Source organism: Stenotrophomonas sp. YJH_SMC_123 (assembly GCF_059368215.1).
This window is the reverse complement of the sequence record NZ_JCAFRM010000004.1, coordinates 82,753-103,254: the sequence shown is the minus strand read 5'-3', so window position 1 is coordinate 103,254 and position 20,502 is coordinate 82,753. Positions and strand designations below refer to the sequence as shown.

Here is a 20,502-nt window from a genome sequence, read left to right as displayed (position 1 = left end):
ATTCAGTTCATGATTTCACCGGCTGGCCCTTGGCCTTCGGTCGGTTTCCGCATTGACAAGGAAAGCGGCCAGTACTTCGTCTCCTTCGGCCGCGGTGGCCAGTGGCAGCGCGGCCCAAGAGCCCTGCACAAGGCCAGCGACAGCGACTACATGGCGCTGATGCTGATCGGGGCCGGGCCGCTGTATGCGGTGAAGTGCGATTGAACTGTAGAGCCAAGCCCACGCTCGGCTGCTTTTGCAGTAGATCCACGCCATGCGTGGATGCAGGCATGGTGGAGCCTAGGGCGGGCTCGGCTCTACAACAGCTGCGGTACCATGCCCTCCCCCGAACCGCCCCGGTACCCGCCGTGCCCCATTACACCGGCCCCCTGCTGACCCGCGACAGCGCCGATACCCTGCGCCGTGCCCATGACAAGGGCGCCGCCGACTGGCAGGGCTCGCTCGACCTCGGGCGCAGCCAGGACAGCGTGGCGCTCGATGCGGACGGCTTCCACTTCCGGGGCCAGCCCTATCCCTGGCCGGGCAAGCTGAAGGACCGCACGCTGTACTACTGGGATGGCGAGGACTTCGCGCCGATCTCGCGCTACAGCGGCTCGCTGATCAAGCTGGTGCCGACCGAATGGGGCGCACCGACCTTCGAGATCGACGGCATCAAGATGCTGCCGACCTCGAAGCTGTCGCCGTTCGAGGATGCACGCCGCAAGGTGGAGCTGGTCGCCCCGGCCGGCAAGGTCATCCTCGATACCTGCGGTGGCCTCGGCTACTTCGCTGCCTGTGCGCTGGAAGCCGGTGTCGGCCAGATCCGCTCGTTCGAGAAGAACGCCGATGTGATGTGGCTGCGCACGCTCAACCCGTGGTCGCCGGATCCGGACTCGGCTGCCGCCGGTGGCCGCCTGCAGTTCAGCCACGGTGACGTCTCGCAGCAGATCGAACAGGTGGCCAGCAACAGTGTCGACGCGATCCTGCACGACCCGCCGCGCTTCGGCATCGCCGGCGAGCTGTACTCACAGGTGTTCTACGACCACCTCGCCCGCGTGATCCGCAAGGGCGGCCGCCTGTTCCACTACACCGGTGCGCCGAACAAGCTGACCAGCGGCCGCGACGTGCCGCGTGAAGTGGCCAAGCGCCTGGAAAAGGCTGGTTTCAAGGCCGAACTGGCGCTGGACGGCGTGCTGGCCGTCAAGCGCTGAGCCTTACTCCGAATCGACCTTGGCCAGCTTCATCACCCACGCCGGCACCTCGGGCTCGCCGGCGTAGAAGTCCTTCGGCTTGTTCTCCGCCATCGCCCAGCGGTGCAGCCAGCTCGGGCCATAGCGGCCGTTGTAGCCTTCAGCACCCCGCGCATACGCGGGGTCACGCATCGCCTCGTCCAGCGAAATGAAGCGATAGCCGCGTCGCTTTGTGGCCGCCACCAGTTCGGCGAAGGTGGCCGCGTTGAGCTCATTGGCGTGCATCAGCCACACCTGCGGCAGCGCGTACCCCAGCAGCGCCTGCGATTGTTTCTCGTAATAGTCCAGCTTGTTCAGCATGTACGGCACGTAGCCCTTGCGCAGCTGCGCCAGCGTCGCCGCGCGCGCGGGCGAGTCCGCCTGCTCGTTCATCACGTTGGCATAGGCGAACGCCCACACCCACTCACCGTTGTCCACCGTCACCGGTGCCACGCGGTAGCCATGCTGCTTGAAGAACACATCCATCTGCACGCGCTCATCCGCGGTGCGCCCGGCACGCAGGTAAGGGTGGCGCATCCACTGCGGCGCCTGCCCCTTCTCGGCCAGCAGCGGCCGCAGCACCGTCTCGCCGCGCAGGAAATCCTGCTGGAACGCCGCCAGGCCCTTCGCATTCAGATCCATGTGCGAGTACGTGTGATTGCCCAGCACATAGCCGGCATCGCGCCAGTCGCGCAGCATCTGTACCCGCGTCGGCTGCACCTGTCCATCAACCTCAAGCTTGTTCTCGTTGACGAAGCCCACCACCGGCACGCCCGCCTGATGCAGCTGGGCCATCAACGCTTCATGCCGCGCCTGCAGATCCGGCGGCACGATCTGGTCCAGCCGTGCCCACGGCAGATCATCGATGGTCACCGCGATACGGCGGTCCACCTCGGCGGCATGCACCGCCAGCGACAACAGCAACAACGGCAACGCACGCAGCAACAAGCGCATCGGGTCTTCCCTGGAGTGGCGAGGCGTCGACTGTAGCGCGATTGCCGCGCGCCGCCGAGCGTGCTCAGCCCGCCCGGGCCCGCGCGATCGCACGCCACAGGGCAACGCCGCCGGCCATCGCGGCCAACAACAGCACCGTCAACACCAGCGCCAGATCATCCGGATTACGCAGCAGTGGCGCGTTCACCCGCGTCAGGATGTGGAACACCACGCGCTGCGCCTGCTCCAGCGGTACATCGCCCTCCGACACCAGCTCCACCAGGCACGCCGTGGGTGACAGCCGCGCCACATTACTCCACGCATCCTCGTACAGGTGCAGTACCCATCCGGCCAAAGCCAGTGCGCCACCGTGCAGCACCATAAGCGCCACGTTCGCCGTGCGCAGCCGATCGCGCAGCCACAGCGCACGGCTTGCGCATACCGCCATGGCCCCCAGCAAGGCCAGCACCAGGCCTACCCATGGAATCCAGCCCAGGGGTTGCCAGTCATCCAGTGCGCCCGCACGCGCCATCACCTGTTCGGCAACCTGCAATCGCGCCTGCGCGTCCGGGCCCCCACAGGCCACCGTCACCGGCTCCAGCAACAGCTCCACGCGGTAATGGAAGAAGCCGGCAGCCAGCACCACAGAAAGCAGCGCGACCCACTGGAGCATCAACAGGATCGGCCCCTGCCCACAGATGCGGCGGATTCGGGAAGTGGCGGCGCTCATCGGTTCATCCATGACAGCAAAGAGCCATCCTAACCAAGCGCTTCGCACGTGTCGGCTGGCGGATGCGACAACGATGCCCATCGCAGCGTAGCAGCGCCGACCGTAAGCGATGCTACGGAGGGCGCGGAACGCTTCTTCATGGACGATGCCATGACCCTTCCGCTAAAGATGCCCTGCTTTGGGCCGATGTTTCGGTGGAGCTGCAAGCGCGGCAGCAGGTACCCACGGCATCAATGCCGAAAAGGACTTCCCGATGAGCACGTCGGAATCACCCGCAAAGACCATTGGATTCATACTCAAGCTCATCAGGAAGCACGGCTGGGTCGTAGGCATAGGCAGCCTTTTGCTTCTCATCCTTCAGTTCGTGAGAATGAACTATGTGCCGCAACTAGCGATTACCGACCTCGGTGTCGTCGGTGCCTCCATGCTGGCCGTCAGCGTGATCGGTGCGGTTTATTTCTTGGTCCCGCTATTCCTCCCGGGCTATGCATTCCATCTGCTGAGCGAGGCCAGGGTCATCCGCAGACCTCAGCGTCCCGAGCTCCGGCGTCAGTACGCAACACGCCGGATAACCGTAATGAGCGAGTGCGGTTGCTGCGGCTCGTCACTACCAGTTCAGTCGCTGACTAAACGCAGGAGGTACGTCTGGGCGCTCTCGCTGCTGGCCATCTGTGCAGGCTTCCTGCTCGCGTTCCTGACCCACGCAGTGCTTCTGTTCGGCCTGTCGGACCATCTGGTATTCGAACTTGTCTACGTCGTGGTCGCGCTGGTGCTGGCGGCGGTTCTGCTGGCAAGTGCCCAGACCCTAAAGGGGCGACGCTTCCTCAGCCACTGCGGGCTCTCATGGACAATGATTCTCACCATTGCCGCGTGGTCCATCTACGCGGTCGTGATTCCGACCGCAACGTTGCTCTACGAATTTCTGGCTCCGCCGGAGGCGCAGATCAAGCCACTGGGCATTTCAGCACTGCTTCTGCTGGTGCCCATCATCAACTGGGTGATCTATCAGTCAGGCCGAAAGAAGACGTGGAACCGCGTCGGAGGCCTCACCGTAGTCGCTATCAGCCTGCTCTTGGGGCTGGGTGCCTTCAACCATATCGCCGATCTCAGCTTTGCCGCACTCAAGCTGGGCCGCATGGAAGGCCAAACCGTCATCCTCTCCGCCAGAGGATGCGGCGTCCTCCGGGAGGCCGGCATCATCGACCAATGCCGGGTCACGGCGTACGACAACGGCCTTTACAGCGCAGGGCCGGTAAGTGTGATCTCAAGGATTGGCGCGGAGGTCCTGATTGGCTGTCGGATCGCCGATACGCCGACGGAGATGCGCAGCGTCCCCATCCGCCGGGAGGATTTTGCTGGCTTCCGGCCTGCGGCATGGAGTGGCAGCTCCCAGCGGCGATCGGCACTTCCCCGAGTTGCAACTCGTGCTTGCTCGGCAGCAGTCGCTACGCCGGAAGAGGCTAGCGACTCAAGTCAGCGCCCACTGACGGCAGATAAAGCACAGACTCAAAGTTAATATAGAACTGAAATAGGCCTGTCGCCGGGCCATGCTCGGCGACAACGCTCACGACCCACGCGGCAGCTTCGCCGCCCACATGTTGTCGACCAGGTTGGGATAGCGCCGCCCGTTCTCCTCGGCACGTTGCCGTGCCGCCGCCTTCTGCGCATCCGATAGCGGTTGCGACGTCTGGCCCTTGGGGTTGGGCTTCTTCCATGGGGGGGTTCTGGTCTGGCGCATGGCCGCAGCTTAGCGCTTCAGGAAGTTCAGCAGGGCCAGATTGAAGCGGTCGGCGTGGCTGGTGTTGCAGCCATGTGGCGCGCCTTCCAGGATCACCACTTCGCTGCCTTTGATGGCCTTGTGGGTACGCTGGCCGGAACCCTCGAACGGCACGATGGCATCGCTGTCACCGTGCAGGATCAGCGTCGGCACCGTGATCTTCTTCAGGTCATCCCGGAAATCAGTGGTGGCGAACGCCTTCATGCAGCCCAGCGCCGCTGCCTGGTCGGATTGATGGCACAGTGCGATCGCCGCCTGGCGCGTCTCTTCGGTCACCATCAACTGGCCATTGGCGCTGAAGAAGTCGCGGGTGAAGCCGTCGAAGAACGCCTCGCGGTCCTTCTCCAATCCGCTGCGCATTTCATCGGCCTTGTCCTGGGTCAGCGGCCCCTCCGGGTTGTCGTCACTGCGCAGCAGGAACGGCGGCACCGCCGCAGCGAACACCACACTGTGCAGGCGATCCTGGCCGTGGTTGGCCACGTAGCGCGCCACCTCGCCACCGCCCATCGAGAAACCGACCAGGGTGACATCGCGCAGGTCACGTTCCTCGATCACCCCCGCCAGGTCTGCCGCCAGGGTGTCGTAGTCATAGCCGCCGGTCGGCTTGTCAGAGCGGCCAAAGCCGCGCCGGTCGTAGCTGATGACCCGATACTGGGCATCGCGCAGGATCGCAACCTGGGTTTTCCAGGCATCGGCGGACAGCGGCCAGCCGTGGATCAGGATCACCGGGCGGCCGTCGCCACCGGTATCTTCAACGTGCAGGCGGATGCGGGAAGCAGGCATGGGCGCTCCTGTGGAAGGGGAGGAGTGCAGGCTAGCGGCCGCGTCCTGTGGCAGCCGTGAGGGAATCACGCCCGCCCGTGACATCGCCTGCACATGTCGCAACGCGAAGCCGCACCGGCATTTGCGGCCTTCGCACCCCGCCTTCCCGGTTTCGTCGCAGTGCCGTACCGCCGTGGTCACCGGCATGCCAGCCTGCGCAGACCATCCCCGGGAGTCTTGCCATGCTGCTGCTCACCCTGCCCTTGCTGGCCGCCGGCCTCGCCGCCGCACCGTCGCCCGTCGATGACCTGCGCGAACAGATCCGCCAGGCCGATACCCAGCTCTTTGCTGTCGCCTTCGAGGCCTGCGATGCCGACAAGGCCGCCGCGATGACCACCGAAGACATGGAGTTCTTCCATGACAAGGACGGCAAGTCGGCCAGCAACCGCGAGGATTTCCGCCGCAGCGTAGCCAACCTGTGCGACAACGCGCGCAAGGACGGCTGGCGCCTGCGGCGCGAGCTGGTGGACTCCTCGCTGCAGGTATTCCCGCTGCACGACGAGCGGGCGCTGGAAATCGGCGACCACCGCTTCCACGAGCGCGGCAAGGACGGCGTGGAGCACTGGGTCGGCCAGGCCCGTTTCATCCAGGTCTGGCGCCGCGTGGACGGGCACTGGCTGGCCGAACGGGTGATCAGCTATGACCACCGGCCGGCGGACTGACCTCTCCGGCGCCCTTCACCGGCCGGATCTATACTGGCGGGGTTGACCCCGACCCACCGCTACCGTTCGATCGCCATGGCAGAACTCACCCCCAACCACCCCGACTATGGCCTCCATCAGCAGGTCCGCCAGGGCGTGTCCGCTCTGGATGCCCAGCATGGCCGTGCGTTCGACCAGACCAGCGAGCGCCTGACCGCCAGCCTGACCGTACTCGCCCGCGAGCAGGGCCTGCAGCAGGTCGACCACGTGCTGGTCAGCAACGCCACGGCCCAGCACCCGGCCGGGCACAACGTCTTCGTGGTGCAGGGCGACCCGGCCAATCCGGCGCACCTGCGCGCGATGATGCCGACGGCCGTGGCGGTACAGACGCCGGTGGAGCAGTCGATGCAGAAGTTGGGGCTGGGTGTGCAGCAGCAGGTCGAGCCGCAGGCGCAGGAAATGCAGAATCCCACTCCGCGGATGGGGTAACCACGCCGGCGCTGCTCAGAGCCGGCCAACACGTGACCAGGGCGCCCGCTGAACTGCAGCGCCCTACTTGAGACTCAGCCCAATCACAAGCCATCCCGACCGTAGCCCCGTTTACCTCGAACTACGGGCGCTACTGGCCACATCTGCGCCAAATCATCCACAAACGACAAGCCTTGGCGCCAATGACTCCAGCTTGATACGCATTGCGGATCGATACCCCTGCATGCATTAATTGCGCCTATCGAAAAGAGCGCAGGGGGCGTCGTGGGTATCAGGGACGAGTTGCAGAACGTGATGGAACTGCAGCCTCAATACAGTTCATTGCCGACAGCTGCCATGCAGACGCGTGGGCAGATCATCAAGCAGCGGCTACCCACTCTTATCAGGAGTGACAGCGAGCGCCTCAGCAACGCGGTAGGCATTGGTCAAAGCGACCTCCTGGTAGAGGGGAAAGACGGGGTTACCCGAAAATCCAGAGTTCCCTGGGCGCGCTTCTCATCCCAAACACACTCACCTTCCGCAACTGTTGGCTGGTACGTAGTTTGGTTGTTCACAGAGGGCGGTTCTGGAGTCTATTTGGCGCTGTCCCACGCTTCTACCAGGAACGTTGACGGCCGGCTCGTTGGTCGATCGCATGATGAGACACAACGCCTAACCAAGTGGGCGATCGAGATCCTTGCGCCAGAGATCGCGCAGGATCCTCGCCTAACCACCAATATGGCACTAGGTGCACACCGCCTGGCCAAGGCTTACGAAAGCACGACGGCAGTTTCATACTTCTACGCCAAGGATCACGTTCCATCTGATGACCAATTGCGCACCGACATGCTCACGATGGCGCGTCTACTGAAGAGCATCTATCGAGGCGAGCCGGCACAGAAGCGTAGCGGCCAGACTTCACCGGATGTTATTGCAGTGGTCGAGGCGATCGAAGAGGCCGCCTCGGGTCGCAAGAATTCTGGACAGGGCTTTGGGCTCACTCAGCCTCAGCGCCGTGCAGTGGAGCTGCGGGCGATGGCACTGGCCAAGGAGCACTTCGGCAGCGCGGGATATGAAATCAAGGATACGAGTGCCACCGCCTCTTACGATCTAGAGATCAGAAAAGAAGGCCAGGTTCACTACATCGAGGTGAAGGGAACCACCGGCGGATTGGGGGACATCGTGCTCACCAAGAACGAAGTGCAGCACCACCTAAAGCATCATCCGAACAACGGCCTGTTCGTCGTCCACGGTATCCAACTGCAGTCGCACGACGGCATACCCGTTTGCGCCGGCGGAACCGCGCACATTCAGCAGCCGTGGCAAATCTCAGATGCGAACCTGCAAGCTCTCGCCTATCGATATCGTATTGCGTAGAACCCAATGAATCGGCCGCGCCTCTCTCAAGCGCGGCCGACTTTTGCTCGTTACAGCTGAATCCGCGCCACGCTCTCGTCAGCGCCCTTGTCATCCTTCTCGCCGTTCTTGATGCTCACGAACAGCACGTTGTTCTTGGCATCCAGCGCCAGGCTGTTCGGGTGGGTCGGCACCTTGTAGGTCGCCACCTTCTGGTAGCTGTCACTGTTGTAGGCCGTCACCGTACCGGCTTCGCGGTTGGTGACGTACAGGCGCTTGCGCGGTGCATCCAGCAGGATACCCAACGGGCCGGCGTCGGTCGGGATGCTGGCCAGTTCCTTACCGGTGCTGCGGTCGAGCACCAGCACGCGCTGGCCCGGATGCTTGCTGACCAGGCCGCTGCTCTTGGCCTGGTAGCCACGCAGGAATTCCGAGCCCTGGTCGGTCACGAACAGGCGCTTGCCGGCCGGATCCAGCGCGATGTTCATCGGCTGCTCGGCGGCGATCCTGTGCTGCGCCACCACCTTGTTCGAATCGGTACCCACCACCACCAGATCGGCCAGCAGGTTGCTGGTGTAGACGCGCTTGTTGGCCGCATCCAGCGCCAGGCCCGGCGCTTTCGCATTGCCCAGGCCGTCGATGGTGTTGATCACCTTCAGCGTGGTGGTATCGATCACGAACAGCACGCTGCTCACGTCCGGCTGGCTGCTGTGGCCGGTCACGTACAGGCGGTTGGCCGCGCTGTCGACCACCAGCTCGCGCAGGTCGTGGGTGTAGGCAGCCTTGCCATCTTTGCCGGTCTTCTTCTCCATCAGCTGGATGGTGCCGACGGCCTTGTTCTGCGCGGTGTCGACCACCGTCACCGACAGGTCCACGGTGTTGCCTACGTACAGGCGGTTGTGGGCGTCATCCAGCACCACACCGAACGCCTTGCGCTCCAGCGGGATACGGGTTTCCACGGCCAGCGTGGCCGGGTTCAGGCGCAGCACCTGGGCCGGGCCGGCGTCATCGCCGAAGCCGCCGGAGGAGGCCACGAACACGGCGTTCTGTTTCGGGCTATAGGCCAGCTCGTACAGGCCCTTGGCCACGGCCTGGCGCTGCACGGCGGTGGTGGCGCTGGCGGCGGGCGCGTTATCGGCGAACGCCGAAGGCACGCCGAGGCTGAGCGATACAGCAAGGGCCAGGGCGGCCGAGCGGAAGAGAGGATTACGGAACATGCGAGCGTCCTTGAATGGGCACGGGAAGGTGTCCTGGCTCGCTGGGCCGTACTGCGACGGCCCGACCTGCATCTGTCTGCGCGGGTGGGCTGGCTGGGGTTGCGGGGGAATGGTAGCAGGTGGGGGGGCGTGGCGTGCGCCGGCGCGGGCATGGCAGACGTTCGACCTTGGCGCTACCCGCCGGCTATGCCATCCGTGGGCCGTGGCTCTGTTCCAGTTGCTGCTGTTCCTGCAGGCGCTGCACATCGCGCTGCGGCAGGTTCTGCTGCAACTGCGCGACCCGTTCGAACGAGGCCTCCACCGGTGCCTGCGCTGCCAGCTCCGCCGGCATGCTGGCGCGCTGGTGTGCCGGGTCACTGCGGTCCCCCTGCACGATGAACAGCTTCGGCGCGGTATCGCCGCGCTGCTCGCCCAGCACCACTTCGTCCACACGCGAGAACTGCTGCTCCTTCGACAGCGCAAGCAGGCTGGCACTGACATTGCCGTTGCGTGCACCGAAAGCGCCGAGGTCGGCCACCTGCTGGTGGATCTGGTTGAGGCGGGCATGATCGTCGTGCGCCGGGTCTGCGGGCGACCCGCTTGCCGCGAGGATGCTGTTGCCGCGCCACTGCTCGCCGTTCTCGGTGAACATCCACTCGCGGAACGTCTGCTTCGGCATCGGGTTCCACTGCACCCTGTCCAGCTCGCTGCCCTTCACCTGCTGCGGAATGGCATTGACGGCGCGGATGTTGTCCAGGACCTTGGTGGCGCCCTCGTAGTTGGTGATCTCCCCGGCCAGCCCGACCGGTCGCAGGCCTGCGTGGTTCAGGGCACCCCATGCGAAATCGGTGCAGGCGTTGGCGAAGAAGTCGTAGTTCATGTCGAAGCCGTGCTTCTTCGGGTCCGCCGAGAACTCGAGGATGCGGTCGTACTGCTCCTTGCTGATCTCGATCGTGCGCTCGAAGCGGGGCTTGTCGTAGACCGACACGTCCATGTCATCGACTTTGCCCCTGTTCGGCTCGTCCTTGGTGCCTGCGTGGGTGAAACCAATGCTCTCCGGCAAGGGTTCACCCGAACGGCGCAGCGACAGGAACATGTGCCCCGCGAACGAAGGCTCCAGCAGGAACCTGTTTCCCTCGGCATCACGGCCGTAGCGCGGCGTGCCGGGGGCCGCCAGATGGATGGTTACGCTGTAGCGCTCGGCATCGTCCTTGTGCATGTCTACTTTCCTAGTGATTGGTAGCCAATGATCAATTCTGCTTTCAGGCCATCCAGCTGGGGTCGATCCTCCACAAGGTCGACCAGCAGAACGTAGCGCCCGGGTGCAATGCCTCCGACCTGCGCCAGCTGCAGCGTGCGATAGAGCACGTCTTCAGAGTACAACCCGGCCTCGGCCAAGCTGTTGATGTCCACACTCCCCGTCGTCAGGTCTGTGACCACGCCATCATCGGCGATCTTCTGCGAGTCGCGTCCATCGCGGGTACGCTGCCAGAGCTGTACATGACGAGCCGAGCTGTCATCAATCCGCTCCAGGCGCAGCCGCGCTGGCAAACGTCCGAGAGTGATCTTCTCCGAAGCATCCAGCAGCCGTCGCGCGTCGGTATCCTGCAGCCGCAACCCGATGTTCAGAATCGGAATGGCCGGCTTCTGGGGTGCCGGCAAATCAAACGTGACCTCGGCAATCCGACCTGCTTTCTGCAACTGCACGGCCCGCGTGAACGGCACAACCGTGCGGGCATCAGCCTGTGCGCGCGTCAGCAGGGGCGGCGCAGCCTCAGGCGCTGGTGACGCACGGCACGCCGCCAGCGCACCCAGCACCGCCAGTACCACCGCCCCCTGCCGCAGTGGTCGCATCATTGCTCCTTCAACCGCAGCGAATCGGCCACATCGGTCTTGGCCGCCACCTCGGTGGCAATGCTGGCGCGGCGGTGCCCCGGGTCGTTGCGGTCGCCCTGCACGATGAAGATGCTCTCGGCCGCATGGCTGCTTTGGGTCGGCCGGCTGAGCAGCACGTGGTCCACGCGCGAGAGATTGTTCTGCTTGGCCAGCACCAGCAGGCTGGCGCTGATGCGCTGGCTGGCCGCATCGAACGGGCGGCCATGCGCGGCATCCAGTTCAGCCACTTTCTGGATCAACTGCGAGAACAGGCGATGGTCTGGATGCGAAGGGTCCAGCAGCGTGCCGGCCACTTCAATCGGCGTCGGTGGCGGCTCATCGCTGGCGCGGTCGCCCTGGCGATGATGTTCAGCCTCGCGCTCGGGCATCGCGTGATGGGTTTCGGCATTCAGATCGCTGCCCGGGAACGGCGCAGCAATGCACTGGATTTCCGGCAGGTTGAACAACACCGCGAACTCGCCCAGGTTGCTGCCGCCATCCAGCGGCGCCGGCAGCGGATGCAGGCCGGCGTAGTGCAGCGCCGCCCAGACGAAATCGCTGCAGCGATTGATGGTAGCCGGGCGATCCACATCGAACTCGAACTCGGCCGGTTCCTCGGCGAAATCACGCAGGCAGCCGTAGTGCTCCTCGGTGATTTCCAGGGTGCGGCTGTAGTACGGGTCCAGATGCTCGTCGGCATCGTCGTGGCGTACCTGCGCGTACTGCACGCCGGTGCGGGTATCGCCCGGCGCCTGGCGCGGCGGCGCGAAGCCGTAACTGTGGGCCTCGTCGCCCGCGGCCACCTGCAGGTACATGTGGCCGCGCGGCGAAATGCCTCCGCTCTTCAGCGGGGTGCCGGGGGCGGCCAGATAAAGGGTTGCGGTGTAGCGTGTTGCCTGCTCCATGCCTGCTCAGCCTTGTTGGGTACTGCGGTCCTGGGCGGATGATGGCATAGGTGGGATGGGCGGCAGGTGGAGGTGGCCTAAGTGACGGGATCAGCTTGCTGAATGTGTGAACGACGCAACAATACGGAAGAATTGGGATTGGGTCGTATAGAGCAGCTACATCAAGGGTCGTATAGTCCACTCAGGGATGCAATGGAATCTCCGGAGCCCATCGCTCGAGACCAGTAATCATTGAAGGATCAATCATGCCGCTAGCATTCGAGCGTCAACCTGGCTCTGCAGTCGATCGTCAACGTGGCGTTACCATCACCGCGCCACGGGTCCTGCCTGCGAGCCCCCCAGAGGATCCGAGCCATACGGAGTATCAGTATCTGCTCTATCTCGATGGCCAGAGGGTCGATGGACTCGGGCTATTTGGGACCGAGCAGTTGATTGAAACTCAGAATGGCCCCGAACGCGTTTTCACTCTCGACCTTGGCCGCGACTGGGTCCTGAAGTCCATCCTTGGCTTCAAGCGGAAATTGAACAACTCAGATGACGACCTCGCCTTCCTGCACTCCCTCTCGCAGGGTCTGGTGCTGGCGAACATGGATCACAGCAGCACGAGATATGCCGTGCGATACGTGGCCGTCACAACAAATGAGGCACTTGCCCGCAACGGTATCGTCACGAAGGACTTGCCTCCCCCCCATGGCGATGTGCGCGTTGTTCTAGCCGATGCGTTCAATCCAGTTCGTGCGGAATGAGGAAGTCGTCATGTCCAAATTTGTATTTGACGACTTCGCCCTCGCTACCTTAGGCGGTGCCAAGAACACTTCCGATGGCAGCCCACTATCGGCACAGCAGAAGCAGGACATCATTGCGTATCTGAAATCCTCCGAATCCGGGCCGGACGGAGTTACGAGCTACGCTGAGTACATCAGATCAAGGATGCAGACGTTTCCTCCTGAGCTGAATCCTGGGGTGGACTATCTTGGCTTTTCCGCAACTGATCGCAACGGCGTGTCCAACTTCGAGAACGCCGTCAATTATGCGAAGGACATCAATTCGGGGGCCGGTATCATTGGCGATACGCCGTGGGGAACCTTCATCGAGGAGGTCAGAACGGCACCCCTGAAACACCCTGATTTCCAGATCATGGAGCGAGGGCTGGAACGCTTCATGAACGCTCAAGGCACAGAGCCTTGGAGCGGAAATTACAGGGCGGCTCTGCAGGACATGATGTGGAATGCGGGCAGTCCCAAGTTCTTCGAGAACGCCATCGCCACAGGCAAGCCCTTGGTGGCATTTGTCGAGAATGCCCAGCCCGGGCGTGGTTTTGACAAATTTGAACTAGGCACCGCCCTCGACCACCCCACCGTCCGCATCAACGGCTACCCCATAAGCGCCTTCGGCCCAGAACCGCTGGCCTTCGCAAGCCAGTCCGCCGCCGAGTACCAAGCGCTTGAGCGCAGCCTCGCGCAGCATGCCACCACCAACAGCGCGCATCCCGTCGACGTCGCGCAGGTGCGCCTGCATCTCAAGCCCATCGACGGCTATGACGCCGTCAGCAAGACGCTCTTCGAACGACCGCTGCACGATTACAGCACGTTGAACCTGAGTGAGATGTCGACCACGCGCGCGAACTGGGTCGCCGCGCATGCCAACCTGGGCACAGGACCGCGCCTGTTCGCTGACCTTCCCGAACCACCATCGCACGCGCCCCTGCAGCCAGGAGCTCCACGCGGCCCTCCCCATGCGGCGACGGTTGCCGAAGCAGTGGCCGACGTCGCACCGCATGGCATGCACGCCGGAATCAACCCCGCCATCAAGGTTGCCGGCGTTGCGGGCGTCGCACTGCTTGCGCACGACTTCGCCACCTCCGGGCACAAGTGGATTGAGCTGAACTCGCAAGGCAATGCCGCAGGCGCAGATTCCACCGCTGCACACTTCGTCGGCCGCAACGTCGGTGGCGCACTGGGCGGCTTTCTTGGCGGCGCCGGTGTCGGCCTCGCTTCGGGCTCGTGGACGGGACCCGGCGCCATTGCGACGGGTATCGGTGGCGGCGTCCTGGGTGCGTACCTCGGCGAACGCTGGGCCGAGCAGAAAGACATCGAACGCGTCTACTCCCAGGTTGACCCGATGGGGCGCACCTGGACACGCGACCCGGCCGACCCCAATGGGCGATGGCTGCGAGCCGGTGAACAGCAGCAGGTCCAGAGCAGCGACCTGGGCACCGGCGTCGAAGTCCGCCCGGTGCAGACGGCACAGGGTGATGACGTCACCTTCCGCACCAGCTACGTTGCCACCGGCACATTGGAGCGCCAGTTGAACTGGCAGGCGGCTCGGGCCTCTTATGAGTTGGGCCTGTCGAATCCGCCACCACCACAGAATCCCTACCGGCTGAACGCCAATGGCTTGGCCGAGCCGGCACGAGGCGCCTTCGAGACCGATCGCGCCTTTGTACGCGATGCCAGCTCAGGGCAATGGGAGCTGGAAATCAAGGAAATGGTGGATGGGCGGGTGCCCAACAGCCGCCACCTGCCGGTTTCTGCAGAGCAGGCACGGGCGCTGGATGAACAGTCACGCACGGTCATCGCCCAGAACGCATCAAACACCAAAGCCGCGATGGCTGCGCGCTACATGGTTGCCCACGAGCAGGGGCGATGGAGCGACTTCGGCGACGCATACAATCCATCCGTTCCCCATGCCGTTCAGGACGCGCAGGCCAGTGCCGACACGTTGAAGGCGAGTGATGGCAATGCCTATACACGGCAGGCGGACGGCCAATGGGTCAGCAAGGGCGTGATCTTTGACAGCACCGCCAACCGGAACCTGAGCGACGAGCTGGAGATCACATGGCAGAGCCAGAATGACGGTATCGCCGGGCTGCACGACATCGCCAGGCAGCTCAAGGACACCGCGCAGATTGCACCCGAAGGTATTCGCGGCCAGGTGGATGCGCTCTACGCGCGCCATGGCATCGAGCGCACCGAGCAGCAGCTTGCAGCTACGGCCGTCGCGGTGGAGAAGACGCTGAACCTGCAAGGCAGAACAGGCGACGTGGTTCTGGAACTGATGCCAGACCCCCGTACCCACGCGCCCAGCGCAGAAAGTGCCATCGCCACGTTCGGTGACGCGGGTGGAAACCGGATGGTGCTCACCGGCACCACCACCATTGAAGACATTGAGCGTGCTCAATCGCAGCTTCAGCCCAAAACATCACTGGCTGCACAAGACGCTGCCCCTGCAGATCAGGCAACAACGCCCAACATACCCGAGCTGCGTATTACTGCGTTGACCGCCAACGAGCAGGACGCACACCGACAGGCGCTGCAGGAGGCCAACCGCCAAGGCAGCGCGGCGGTGGATGCGCAGCATGCAGCGTCTGCGGCCGTGCTGGAGGCGCGAGGGGTGCAGGTTGACCCGGTTGAGGCACGGAAGGCCGACAGTGACCTGCAGCCAGGTGCGGCAACTAACGCCGCCGTTGAGTCCGCTCGCCAGCCCGCTCCGTCGCCCGCTCCTGTCATCGCGGCGCCCTCCGTGAAGATTGTTGAGCCAGAGCAGACGCGTCCCTCGCGTGAGAGTGAGCAGCGAGTCGAGAGTCGCTCTGAACGGCAAGCCGATTCGGCGCAGCGCGCACAGGATGCCGCCCGGCAAGACACTCGGAAGGACGAATCAGTATCGACTGCGCCGACGGTGAACCCTCACAGTGCTTCGCAGCAAGGACCGAATGTAGAGCACGCGCGACCGCCCCAGAATGCCTCGGGGGTAGATGCTGCGACCATTGCGGCCTCAACCCAGCCCGTTCAGATGCAAGAGCCCAAGATTGAGCCCCCCGTGCATCTCGGCAGTGTTGAGCCACAGCAACTTACCGGCCCATTGCCTGCGCAGCCCACCGCCGCTGCGGATCAAGGCGAAGCGGAGAAGCCGCTGCCGCGTTCCAATGAGAGCGAGCACGCGCCAAGTGGTGCGCAGGAAGTCCTGTTGGATCTCCCAGCCTCACCACCACTGCCCCGGGACAGTTCGGAGCAGGAAGCCGCAGGCCCCAGAGCCGCTGAGGTTGGCGGAGACGCTACCCATCAGGCAGCGCCCCATTCTTCGCGCTTAAGCGAGGATCGCGACCTCGTCGAACATGTAAAGCCCGAGCTCGCCACTCTGGCAGAACGCAATCCAATGCAGCCCAGCCATCCCGATCACGCGCTCTATCTGCAGATCCGCGAGGGCGTGGAGGAGCTGGACGCCAAGCATGGCCGCAGTTTCGATGAGGCAAGCGAGAGAATGACCGCAAGCCTGCTGGTACTGGCAAAGGACAATGATCTATCCCGCGTTGATCATGTGCTCGTAAGCAACGCCACCGCAACGCATCCCGCCGGCCATACCCTTTTCGTGGTGCAGGGCGAAGCGAGCGACCCCACCCATCTGCGCGCCTCCATGCCCACTGCGGAGGCCGCGCAGACGCCGGTGGAGCAATCACTGCTGCAGTTCGATTCGGTCAGCAGGGAGGCGCAGCAGCGCGCATTGGCCAATCAGCAGGAGCAGCTATTGCAGGATGAGCGAGCGCAGCAGGATATCCAGGTACGTGCGGCAAGCATGGGATGAGAGCGACGTTCGGATTGCACTGCGACTCCTTAGTCGTTTCGATCATGCAAGGGAAGCGCCCATGAGCAGAGCACCGGCTTGCCGGCTTGCCTCCTTCGCCCTGGTGGCCGTGCTGAGCACCACCGCCTGCGCGAAGGCCCCATCCACGGAAAAGGACCCGAACGGAACCCCCATGCGCGAAAGCGCAACCAGCCCACGCACGGTGGGCGGACAGACCTACACGACGCAGCCGGTGGAGGCACGGCTTGGCCCGCACCGCTTCATGTTCCCGGCCAACCTCTACTACAACCAGACGGGTCCCCTGGCCGATGGCAGCGTCATGCTCACTGTGTTCTGGCCTGATTTCGATGCAGCGCCTCCCGGTGATCGCCCGGTACGCAGCACGCAGGACAGCCGGCGGCAGGTGCTGGTCGAGCTTAGGTACATCGATCGCGTTCCCATCCAGAACTATCTGGCGCGTCGGTCCAGTAGCGAAGCCACCAGCGCGCCGGGATCACTGGAGCGAAGGGACCCGGTAGATAACCTTGCGCTGCGCGTTGCACAACCCGAACGCTGGGGTTTGACGCCGTATGCGATTGACCCATTGTTGATGGCAGCCTATGCAAAGGACTCGGAGGCTGCGCTGGGCAGGCCTTACGTGCACAACCCGGGGATGGAACCAGACTGGTATGTGGCCCGCTCGGTGGAGGGCCAACTGACAACGTTCATCAGCTGCGACCCGGCAGATCGCATTCCTGACGGACTTGTCGTTCAGGGAAAGACACTTGAACGCGCCGGCGAAGGCCGGATCGCAATGTGCCGCCATTCCATCGTGGTTGTGGGCGATAGCATCGCCATCGAGATGAACTATGCACGCGTCATGCTGAGCGACTGGCAACGCCTGGAAACCAGAGTGCGTGATCTTCTGAGCCGCTATCGCGCTCAATCGCAATGAATGGAGATCCCGGCGTTCTTCATCCGGGTCGTACAGTACCTTCAACACCGTCAGGGACTCACCGATGGGCATCACAACGAAGGAGGCTTCGGTTTTGCTCTCCGTCATCATGACCAGATTGCTTCGGCCGCAGCTACCTCGAGCTATGCTGCGCGCGGCTCACATTGGTGCTCTTTTCGGACTGTCAGCCATGCTCACGCTGACATCTGCATGCGCGCGATCGACGGATACGTCTGCCGTCAATGAACGTGCCGCTGCCGCAGATACGCAGCCTGCCCGCATCTCCATGGCCGAGTTGCAGAAACGGATTCTTGTCTACGCGGATTCGCTCAGGTCAAGGGCGGACATCAGTCCGGACAAGTTCGGCACGGCGATCGGTGTCTCGCTCGTGCCAGACGAAAAGGTCAGCATCAGGCACATCGCCAAGGACCTGGCAACGACGAACGGCTACAACTATGGGGCGTCTTATCTGTCGGTTGAGTCGGCACGTGAGTTCCCCAACCAAGAGGTGATCTTCTATCAGCTGGGCAAGCAGCCAGTGACGGATGCTCCGAATGGCGTGTGCTACTGGGAAGCCGAAAGTGCCGGACGAGCCCTCGAAGCCCTCGGATACAGGACCGGAGGAGAAGTGCCATTTCAGAGAGGGGGCATCAGGCAGTACCGGCGCCCCATCACCGGTGGTAAGCAGTATATGGATACCAGCCTGTTGACCTATCGTTCCGATGAAGGTGATACAGCGAGAACCTGCGTCTACGCGGTCCAGTTTGGAGGAGGAGACAAATGAAGGGAATCGAATCCAGCGTCGAGCCACTATTGGCCGATCTGCGCGCAGACAAACAGCTTCCCAGTGGTGCCGAGGATGCGATCCGACGCAGCATTGCAGGCTCCCCCTACCTCAATCACCTTCTGGCAAACGCAGCCGACAGCGGTCAGATCGGCCGGATTGCCGTCTCCTACGGACATCACAATGGCGGCCACTTTCAGGAGGGAGCGGATGGAAACCCACCAACGATTTTCATCAGCGCCTCCAATTTCCAGAGCGTAACCGGCGCCCGGCTTGAAGAACGACTTACCGAAGTGCTAGGCCACGAGACCATGCACGGCATCCTGGCTAAGGAACGCGCCGCAGCACTCAGGGACTTCAAGCAGACCTACAGCGAGGAACTGATCGCTTCACACGATTCCCGGTCAGGCTCGGTGAACCTGACCGAGCCGGTGCGCACGCTTCTGGACAAGGGACGACAGGACGAGGCACTGGCGGAGGTCTCGGGCCTGCGGGCACTGGATAGCCGATTCAGAGCGTTGAATCCAAACTTGGATAGCAACGGACTGGAGGCAATGCTTGCGTCCCGCTCGCTCTCCCGTTGCATTCGGGCTGAGGGCGCAACCAGAAGCCTGGCGGATGGCATTTCGTATGATGCGCTTGCCAAGCGCCCCAACAATGAGAGCGTCCAGCTCACCAAGGCCGTCGAGCAGTGCTTCTATGACGGCACTGGCACGCTGGGCCGGCACGGCGATTCCGACTACCGCAACTACTACGGCACCTATCCGCTATCAGTGATCGGGGCGAGCCATGCCTTCCTGGCTGAAGGTCGCCAACCCCCGGCCATCCGCATCGACCTGCATGAGCTTGGTCTGGACCCGAAGCAGCTTGAGCGCAATGGCCTCGACTTTGGCAGCGCAAAGATCCTGCCTGTTGGCGACTTCGGAAAGGGCGGGTTGGGCTGGGTGGAGCTGAAGAACACCGGCAGCGCACACACCATTTCGCCACGGACGCAGAGCGTTGCAGATATGCAGTCCTCGCCCACCCACTCGCTCAGTCCTGCAGATCAGGCGCTGCTGGACCAGATTCGGAGCAAGGTGGAAGCACTGGACAAGGCCAACGGCCGAACCTTCGATGACACCAGCGAGCGTATGTCTACCAGTCTGCTGGCTGCAGCCAAGGATGCCGGAATCACCCGCGCGGACCATATCGTGCTGAGCAGACAGACAGATGCCTCCCCCGCCGCACATAACATCTTTGTGGTGCAGGGTGCGATGTCCGACCCTGCTTCCCTTCGCACTCACATGGCGACTGCGGAGGCCGCCCAGCGGCCAGTGCAGGAGAGCTTGAACCAAGTTGAGGCGATTGGTGAGCGCCAAGCGCGTGAGAGGTCGGCAGAAATGCAGCATGCGCAGGAGCAGCATCGGGCTTCGGCACCATCGATGTAGCTCGCGCGCCTCTCCCTGAGTGCGACTGTGTGGCGGCACTAACCCATCTGCATGCCGCCAGACGTTCGGGCCGCCGCCTCACGTTGCAGCGTTTTCTGGTGGACTTACTCAGTCACTCGCGTGTCAAGCTGCCGACTAGGGGCCAGCCCCTTCTAAAGGACTGTAGAGACTGGTGACTGTCCATAACCCTATTTCACGTTGTAGTTGGCGACGAGAAGCTCGAAGTTGAGATGTGCAACTTCCGGGTTGCCCTGCAGGTTGGTCACCTTCAGCCGGTACTTCCCGGCCGTCAGATCCCCGGAATCGGCACGGGCCACCTCGTATTCCCTGTGGGCCAGGGACATGTCGTACTTTCCTGCGTTGACCAGACTGTCCGAATCCGCACCGACGGCGCTCCTGTACTCGTACACATCGCCCTTGGCCGGTTGATATCGGTTGCCCTGCCAGACAGCAGGCAGTTCGCGATTCAATACCTGTAGCGCTATGGGCGTGTCGGTGTCGCCCTCCAGCTTCCACAGCTGCACCTTCAGGGGAATCCGGGCGTCTTCAAGGAAGGCGACATCGCCCGGTTTCATATCCGGGCGCTTGGCGGGCCCGCCGGTACGGAACCCAATCAGGAATGTGCGAGGTCTGGGATCTTTCTCCCAAGGCGGCGGCAGTTCAAAACGCGCCTCTACCGTCGCACCTGCATGGACCAGGTCCATCGGCTTGGCGACAGGGAAACCATCGCCATACGTTTGGGGTGCCTGGGCGCCACAGCCGCCCGCGAGCAGGGGCAGCAGTACCATCCATGGCCTCAGTAGCTGTCGCATCCGTTCCTCGCATTCGGGCCCTCACGTGTCGGCAGTTTATACACCGCACCGGC

At 63.3% G+C, this 20,502-nt stretch carries 20 protein-coding genes; 11 read left to right on the top strand and 9 right to left on the bottom strand.

The window, feature by feature from the left end; all coding sequences use genetic code 11:
* Window positions 1-9: 9 nt before the first annotated feature.
* A complete protein-coding gene (locus tag AC5P5W_RS11055) occupies window positions 10-204 on the top strand; it encodes a hypothetical protein (protein ID WP_197574178.1) in 195 nt (64 codons plus the stop codon).
* A 65-nt stretch (window positions 205-269) separates the two neighbouring features.
* Window positions 270-1,190, top strand: coding sequence for a class I SAM-dependent methyltransferase (locus tag AC5P5W_RS11050; RefSeq protein WP_478439166.1), 921 nt, complete (start codon window positions 270-272; stop codon window positions 1,188-1,190).
* A gap of 3 nt (window positions 1,191-1,193) precedes the next feature.
* Here AC5P5W_RS11050 and AC5P5W_RS11045 read toward each other — a convergent pair whose 3' ends face one another.
* Both AC5P5W_RS11045 and AC5P5W_RS11040 read right to left on the bottom strand, forming a co-directional pair.
* Window positions 1,194-2,162 (bottom strand): polysaccharide deacetylase family protein, encoded by a 969-nt coding sequence (locus AC5P5W_RS11045; protein ID WP_197574176.1) that lies wholly within the window; start codon window positions 2,160-2,162, stop codon window positions 1,194-1,196.
* Between the two features lie 64 nt (window positions 2,163-2,226).
* A complete protein-coding gene (locus AC5P5W_RS11040) occupies window positions 2,227-2,871 on the bottom strand; it encodes a hypothetical protein (protein WP_014645753.1) in 645 nt (214 codons plus the stop codon).
* Window positions 2,872-3,124: 253 nt separating this feature from the next.
* Between AC5P5W_RS11040 and AC5P5W_RS11035 the strand changes: the two genes are divergently transcribed.
* Entirely contained in the window at window positions 3,125-4,387 is a 1,263-nt protein-coding gene (locus tag AC5P5W_RS11035) for a hypothetical protein (RefSeq protein WP_197574175.1), read from the top strand.
* 48 nt (window positions 4,388-4,435) lie between these two features.
* Here the strand turns inward: AC5P5W_RS11035 and AC5P5W_RS11030 are convergent, their stop codons facing one another.
* Window positions 4,436-4,609, bottom strand: a complete 174-nt coding sequence (locus tag AC5P5W_RS11030) for a hypothetical protein (protein WP_005415066.1) — start codon at window positions 4,607-4,609, stop codon at window positions 4,436-4,438.
* A 9-nt stretch (window positions 4,610-4,618) separates the two neighbouring features.
* Window positions 4,619-5,431 (bottom strand): alpha/beta fold hydrolase, encoded by an 813-nt coding sequence (locus AC5P5W_RS11025; protein WP_100449295.1) that lies wholly within the window; start codon window positions 5,429-5,431, stop codon window positions 4,619-4,621.
* Between the two features lie 221 nt (window positions 5,432-5,652).
* Between AC5P5W_RS11025 and AC5P5W_RS11020 the strand changes: the two genes are divergently transcribed.
* The 3 genes from AC5P5W_RS11020 to AC5P5W_RS11010 all read left to right on the top strand — a co-directional run bounded on the left by AC5P5W_RS11020 (window position 5,653) and on the right by AC5P5W_RS11010 (window position 7,956).
* The gene (locus AC5P5W_RS11020) at window positions 5,653-6,132 is read left to right on the top strand and encodes a nuclear transport factor 2 family protein (protein WP_075076838.1); all 480 of its coding nucleotides are present in this window, start codon (window positions 5,653-5,655) and stop codon (window positions 6,130-6,132) included.
* Between the two features lie 75 nt (window positions 6,133-6,207).
* The gene (locus AC5P5W_RS11015) at window positions 6,208-6,600 is read left to right on the top strand and encodes an XVIPCD domain-containing protein (RefSeq protein ID WP_197574174.1); all 393 of its coding nucleotides are present in this window, start codon (window positions 6,208-6,210) and stop codon (window positions 6,598-6,600) included.
* Between the two features lie 294 nt (window positions 6,601-6,894).
* Window positions 6,895-7,956: an MrcB family domain-containing protein gene (locus AC5P5W_RS11010; protein ID WP_141098906.1), complete on the top strand. Its 1,062-nt coding sequence runs from the start codon at window positions 6,895-6,897 to the stop codon at window positions 7,954-7,956.
* A 50-nt stretch (window positions 7,957-8,006) separates the two neighbouring features.
* Here the strand turns inward: AC5P5W_RS11010 and AC5P5W_RS11005 are convergent, their stop codons facing one another.
* The 4 genes from AC5P5W_RS11005 to AC5P5W_RS10990 form a co-directional block, all read right to left on the bottom strand.
* Window positions 8,007-9,152: a YncE family protein gene (locus AC5P5W_RS11005; RefSeq protein WP_032960173.1), complete on the bottom strand. Its 1,146-nt coding sequence runs from the start codon at window positions 9,150-9,152 to the stop codon at window positions 8,007-8,009.
* A 184-nt stretch (window positions 9,153-9,336) separates the two neighbouring features.
* A complete protein-coding gene (locus AC5P5W_RS11000; protein ID WP_197574173.1) occupies window positions 9,337-10,350 on the bottom strand; it encodes an XVIPCD domain-containing protein in 1,014 nt (337 codons plus the stop codon).
* A 2-nt stretch (window positions 10,351-10,352) separates the two neighbouring features.
* Window positions 10,353-10,988, bottom strand: coding sequence for a hypothetical protein (locus tag AC5P5W_RS10995; RefSeq protein ID WP_197574172.1), 636 nt, complete (start codon window positions 10,986-10,988; stop codon window positions 10,353-10,355).
* The gene (locus AC5P5W_RS10990) at window positions 10,985-11,911 is read right to left on the bottom strand and encodes an XVIPCD domain-containing protein (protein ID WP_197574171.1); all 927 of its coding nucleotides are present in this window, start codon (window positions 11,909-11,911) and stop codon (window positions 10,985-10,987) included. Before AC5P5W_RS10990 ends, AC5P5W_RS10995 begins: the two co-directional genes overlap by 4 nt.
* 245 nt (window positions 11,912-12,156) lie before the next feature.
* Between AC5P5W_RS10990 and AC5P5W_RS10985 the strand changes: the two genes are divergently transcribed.
* The 5 genes from AC5P5W_RS10985 to AC5P5W_RS10965 all read left to right on the top strand — a co-directional run bounded on the left by AC5P5W_RS10985 (window position 12,157) and on the right by AC5P5W_RS10965 (window position 19,637).
* The gene (locus tag AC5P5W_RS10985) at window positions 12,157-12,657 is read left to right on the top strand and encodes a hypothetical protein (protein WP_053494876.1); all 501 of its coding nucleotides are present in this window, start codon (window positions 12,157-12,159) and stop codon (window positions 12,655-12,657) included.
* A gap of 10 nt (window positions 12,658-12,667) precedes the next feature.
* A complete protein-coding gene (locus AC5P5W_RS10980; protein WP_197574170.1) occupies window positions 12,668-16,492 on the top strand; it encodes an XVIPCD domain-containing protein in 3,825 nt (1,274 codons plus the stop codon).
* Window positions 16,493-16,553: 61 nt separating this feature from the next.
* The gene (locus AC5P5W_RS10975) at window positions 16,554-17,426 is read left to right on the top strand and encodes a hypothetical protein (RefSeq protein ID WP_053494874.1); all 873 of its coding nucleotides are present in this window, start codon (window positions 16,554-16,556) and stop codon (window positions 17,424-17,426) included.
* Between the two features lie 64 nt (window positions 17,427-17,490).
* On the top strand, window positions 17,491-18,210 hold the full coding sequence (locus tag AC5P5W_RS10970; RefSeq protein WP_053494873.1) for a hypothetical protein: 720 nt from the start codon (window positions 17,491-17,493) through the stop codon (window positions 18,208-18,210).
* Window positions 18,207-19,637: an XVIPCD domain-containing protein gene (locus AC5P5W_RS10965; RefSeq protein WP_197574168.1), complete on the top strand. Its 1,431-nt coding sequence runs from the start codon at window positions 18,207-18,209 to the stop codon at window positions 19,635-19,637. Before AC5P5W_RS10970 ends, AC5P5W_RS10965 begins: the two co-directional genes overlap by 4 nt.
* 188 nt (window positions 19,638-19,825) lie before the next feature.
* On the opposite strand, the gene AC5P5W_RS10960 is transcribed toward AC5P5W_RS10965, so the two are convergent.
* Entirely contained in the window at window positions 19,826-20,425 is a 600-nt protein-coding gene (locus tag AC5P5W_RS10960) for a hypothetical protein (protein ID WP_197574167.1), read from the bottom strand.
* Between the last annotated feature and the right edge of the window lie 77 nt (window positions 20,426-20,502).